2 protein-coding genes are annotated in these 4,876 nt (G+C 70.8%); both read left to right on the top strand.

Annotated features, from left to right (window positions below):
- Positions 1–411: phosphopantetheine-binding protein (locus AB0I15_RS66510; protein ID WP_358121041.1), on the top strand; the 411-nt coding region annotated here is incomplete at its 5' end.
- The coding region (locus AB0I15_RS66505; protein WP_358121039.1) for an amino acid adenylation domain-containing protein at positions 411–4,876 on the top strand (4,466 nt) is incomplete at its 3' end. The genes AB0I15_RS66510 and AB0I15_RS66505, both read left to right, overlap by 1 nt.

Here is a 4,876-nt window from a genome sequence, read left to right as displayed (position 1 = left end):
TTCGCGGCGGAGCGGTTGCCGGAGTACATGGTGCCGTCGGCGGTGGTGGTGCTGGATGCGTTGCCGGTGACGGTGAACGGCAAACTCGACCGCAAAGCCCTGCCCGCCCCTCAGCACACCATCAAGGCCGGCCGAGAACCCGCCACCCGCGAAGAAGAGGTCTTGTGCGCGGCATTCGCACAGGTCCTCCGTCTGGACAGCGTCGGGGTGGATGACGACTTCTTCGCCCTGGGCGGGCATTCGCTGCTGGCGGTGCGGCTGGTCAGCCAGATCAGGGCGGCGCTGGGCGTGGAAGTGCCGTTGAAGGTCCTGATAGAGGCCCCCACGGCCGCAGGACTTGCACGACAGCTTGGTGATCTCAAATCAGCGAGGCCGGCGTTGCGGCCCATGCGTACTCAGAAGGAGTCCTGATGATTCCGTTGTCGTTCGCGCAGCGCCGGTTGTGGTTCATCGCTCAGTCGGAAGGGCCGAGCGCGACCTACAACATGCCGGTCGTGCTGAGACTGTCGGACGAAGTGGATCGCGACGCCCTCGGCCTGGCTCTGCGGGATGTGATCGAGCGGCACGAGGTGCTGCGGACGATCTTCCCCGACGTGGAGGGCGAGCCGCATCAGCACGTGGTCCCGTTCGATGAGCTGACGTGGGAGCTGGCGGTCGCCGAGGTCGCCCCCGCAGACCTGCCGACGGCGGTGGCCGAGGCGGCGGGGCATGCCTTCGATCTGGCGTCACAGGTGCCGATCCGGGCCTGGTTGTTCGAGGCCGGGCCGGATGAGCGGGTGCTGGTCGTCGTCGTCCACCACATCGCCAGCGACGGCTGGTCCATGGGGCCGCTGGCGCGTGACGTCTCGGTGGCCTATGCGGCTCGGCGCGGAGGGTCGGCCCCGCTGTGGGAGCCGTTGCCGGTCCAGTACGCCGACTACACCCTGTGGCAGCGCGAACTCCTCGGCGACGAGGACGATCCGGGCAGCCTGCTCTTCACCCAGATGGCCTACTGGCGAGAGGCCCTGGCCGGCCTTCCGGAGGAGTTGGAGCTGCCCTTCGACCGGCCGCGTCCGGCGGTGGCCTCGCACCGGGGGCACACGGTGCCGATCGAGGTCTCGGCCGAGGTGCACGCGCGGGTCGTGAAGCTGGCGCGGGCCGAGGGTGCGACCACGTTCATGGTCCTGCAGGCGGCGCTGGCCGTGCTGCTGTCGCGGCTGGGTGCGGGGACCGACGTCCCGATCGGTACGACCGTGGCCGGCCGTACCGACGTCGCGCTGGATGACCTGGTCGGGTTCTTCGTCAACAACGTGGTGCTGCGTACCGACCTGTCCGGCGATCCGACGTTCACCGACGTGCTCTCGCGCGCGCGACAGGCCGGGTGGACCGCGTTCGCGCACCAGGAGCTGCCGTTCGAGCGGTTGGTGGAGGAGCTGGCGCCGTCGCGGTCGATGGCGCGGCATCCGTTGTTCCAGGTGATGTTCAAGGTCCAGAACAACGTCGAGGCGGTGCTGGACCTGCCCGGCGCGCGGGTCGGCGGGCCGTCCGCTGCGGTGTCGGCAGAGATCACGGCGGGGATGTCGGCGGCGAAGTTCGACCTGGACTTCACGGTGGGCGAGCTGTTCGGCCCGGGGGGTGCTGCTGCGGGGTTGCGCGGGTCGGTGGTGGCGGCGGCGGATGTGTTCGATCAGGGGTCGGTGGAGGTCCTGGTTTCGCGGTTGGTGCGGGTGCTGGATGCGGTGACCGCTGAGCCGTCGACGCGGTTGAGTCAGGTCGGGGTGCTGGACGGGGTCGAGCGGCGTCGGGTGCTGGTGGAGTGGAATGACACGGCGGTCGAGGTGGGGGCCGGGTCGTTGGTGGAGTTGTTCGAGGCGCAGGTGGCGCGGTCGCCGGGTGCGGTGGCGGTGGTGGCCGGGGGCGTGAGTCTGTCGTATGCGCAGGTGGACGAGCGGGCCGATCGGCTGGCACGACTGCTGGTGGCGCGTGGTGTGGGTGCGGAGTCGGTGGTGGGGGTGTGTCTGGAGCGCGGCGCCGATCTGATCGTGGCGCTGGTGGCGGTGCTCAAGGCGGGTGGCGCGTATGTGGCGCTGGATCCGGCGTATCCGGGGGAGCGGCTGGGGTGGATGGTCGCCGATGCCGCGCCGGTGGTGGTGCTGGCCTCGGCGCAGACGGCCGGGGTGGTGTCGGGCGTGCCGGTCGTGGTGCTGGACGACCCGGCGGTGGAGGCGGAGCTGGCGAGCCTGCCCGCTGGGGCGCTGGGCGTGGTGAAGGGCGGCGGCGCGGCGTATGTGGTGTACACGTCGGGGTCGACGGGTCGGCCGAAGGGTGTGGTGGTGCCGCATCGGGGTGTGGTGGGTCTGTGTGGGTGGCTGGGTGGGAGTGTGCTGGTGGGGGTGGAGCGGGTGGCGTTGACGACGTCGGTGTCGTTCGATGCGTCGTGGAATCAGTTGGCGGCGTTGTTCACGGGTCGTGAGTTGCATGTGGTGGATGGGGAGACGTGGTTGGACGCGGGGCGGTTGGTGGCGTGGCTGGCTGAGGGCGGGATCGACTTTGCGGAGGTGACGCCGTCGTACGCGCAGGTGCTGGTGGAGGCGGGGCTGTTGGAGCGGGCCGGGCTGAAGCGGCTCGGTGTGGGCGGCGAGGCGGTGCCGGAAGCGCTGTGGGAGCGGTTGGTGGCCAGCGGGGTGGAGGGATTCAACCTCTACGGTCCGAGTGAGTGCACGGTGCTGTCGGCGGTGGCGCGGGTGGAGGGTGCAAGTCCGGTGGTGGGCCGGCCGGTGGCCAATATGCGGGCGTACGTGCTGGATGAGCGTCTTTCGCCGGTGCCGGTGGGGGTGGCGGGTGAGCTGTACGTCGCCGGCGATGGGGTGGCGCGGGGGTACGCCGGTCGTCCCGGGTTGACGGGTGAGCGGTTCGTGGCGTGTCCGTTCGAGCCTGGTGTGCGGATGTATCGCAGCGGGGACCGGGTGCGCTGGTCATCCGACGGTCAGCTCGTCTTCCTGGGGCGGGTGGACGACCAGGTGAAGGTGCGCGGGTTCCGGGTGGAGCCGGGCGAGGTGCGGGCGGTGGTGGCCGCGCACCCGCAGGTGGCGCAGGTCGCGGTGATCGCCCGCGAGGACCGGCCGGGCGATGTCCGGCTGGTCGCCTACGTGGTGCCGGCCGGGAACACGGCGGGCCTGGCGGAGTCCGTCCGGGCGTTCGTGGGAGAGCGTCTGCCGGAGTTCATGGTGCCCTCGGCGGTGGTGGCGTTGGAGGGGCTGCCGTTGACGGCGAACGGCAAGGTGGATCGGCGGGCGTTGCCCGTGCCCGAAACGGTGGGTGGGGTCGGGCGGGGGCCGGTCAACGCTCGGGAGGAGGTGGTGTGCGCGGCGTTCGCCAAGGTGCTGGGGGTGGAGAGCGTCGGGGTGGAGGATGACTTCTTCGCGCTCGGCGGGCAGTCGTTGCTGGCGATTCGGCTGGTCGCGTTGCTGCAGGCACGGGGTGTGTCGGTGTCGGTGCGCTCGTTCTTCCAGGCGCCCACCCCGGCCGGGCTGGCCGCGTCGGTGGGGGAGAAGCAGGTGGCGGTGCCCGCCAACGCGATCCCGGCCGACGCTCGGGCGATCACGCCGGAGATGCTGCCCCTGGTGGAGCTGACCACCGGCGAGATCGACCGGATCGCGGCCACGGTGGAGGGTGGCGTGGCCAACATCGCCGACATCTACCCGCTTGCCCCGCTTCAGGAAGGTCTGCTCTTCCACCATCTGCTGGCGGAGGGCGGTCAGGACGCCTATGTGATGCCGACGGTGCTGGAGTTCAAGTCGCGCGGGCGGCTCGACGCCTTCCTCGACGCGCTGCAGCAGGTCGTCGATCGCCACGACATCTACCGCACCTCGATCGTCTGGGAAGGACTGCGCGAGCCCGTCCAGGTCGTCTGGCGTCGCACGACCCTGCCCGTACACGAGGTGACGCTGCACCCGCAGGACGGCGACCTGGTGGAACGCCTGGTCGCGGACGTCGGCCAGGCGATGGACCTGGGCCGCGCACCCCTGATGAGCGTGCACATCACCCCGGTCCCCGGCACCGGCCGCTGGCTCGGGCTGGTGCGGAACCACCACATCGTCCGCGACCACACCGCGCTCGAGATCGTCCTGCGAGAGGTGCGGGCGATCCTCTCCGGGCGCGACGGCACGCTCGCCAAGCCGCTGCCGTTCCGCAACTTCGTGGCCCAGGCCCGTGGCGCCGTCGAGCGCGCCGAGCACGAGCGCTACTTCACCGAGCTGCTCGGCGACGTGACCGAGCCGACCGCGCCGTACGGGATGGTGGACGTACGTGGCGACGGCGCGGGCGCGGTCCGCCAAGTGGTCCCGTTCTCGGCGGAACTGCACACCCGGCTGCTGGAGGTCGCGCGCCGGGTGGGGGCGAGTCCGGCGACGTTGCTGCATGTGGCGTGGGCGCGGGCGCTGGCGGCGGTGTCGGGTCGTGACGACGTGGTGTTCGGCACGGTCCTGTTCGGCCGCATGAACGCGGGCACCGGCTCCGACCAGGTCCCTGGGCCGTACATGAACACGCTGCCGGTACGCGTGCGCACCCACGAACTGGGCGTGCTGGGTGCGGTCTCGGCGATGCGGAGCCAACTGGCGGAGCTGCTGGAGCATGAGCACGCGCCGTTGACGCTGGCGCAGCGGGCGAGCGGTGTGTCGGGTGACATGCCGCTGTTCACCGCGCTGTTCAACTACCGCCACAACACCGGACAGCCCCAGCCCCAGGAACCGGACGACGGCCGCAACGAGGCGCTCGACGGGATCAACCTCGTGTACCTGCGCGAGCGCACCAACTATCCGTTGCTGGTGTCGGTGGATGACGACGGGGATCGGATTTCGCTGGCGGTGGACGCGGTGGCGCCGATCGATCCTCGGGA

It is taken from the genome of Nonomuraea sp. NPDC050643 (assembly GCF_040654715.1).
GTDB lineage: Bacteria > Actinomycetota > Actinomycetes > Streptosporangiales > Streptosporangiaceae > Nonomuraea.
The sequence above is the reverse complement of the archived record's forward strand: the minus strand, read 5'-3'. Positions and strand labels throughout refer to the sequence as shown.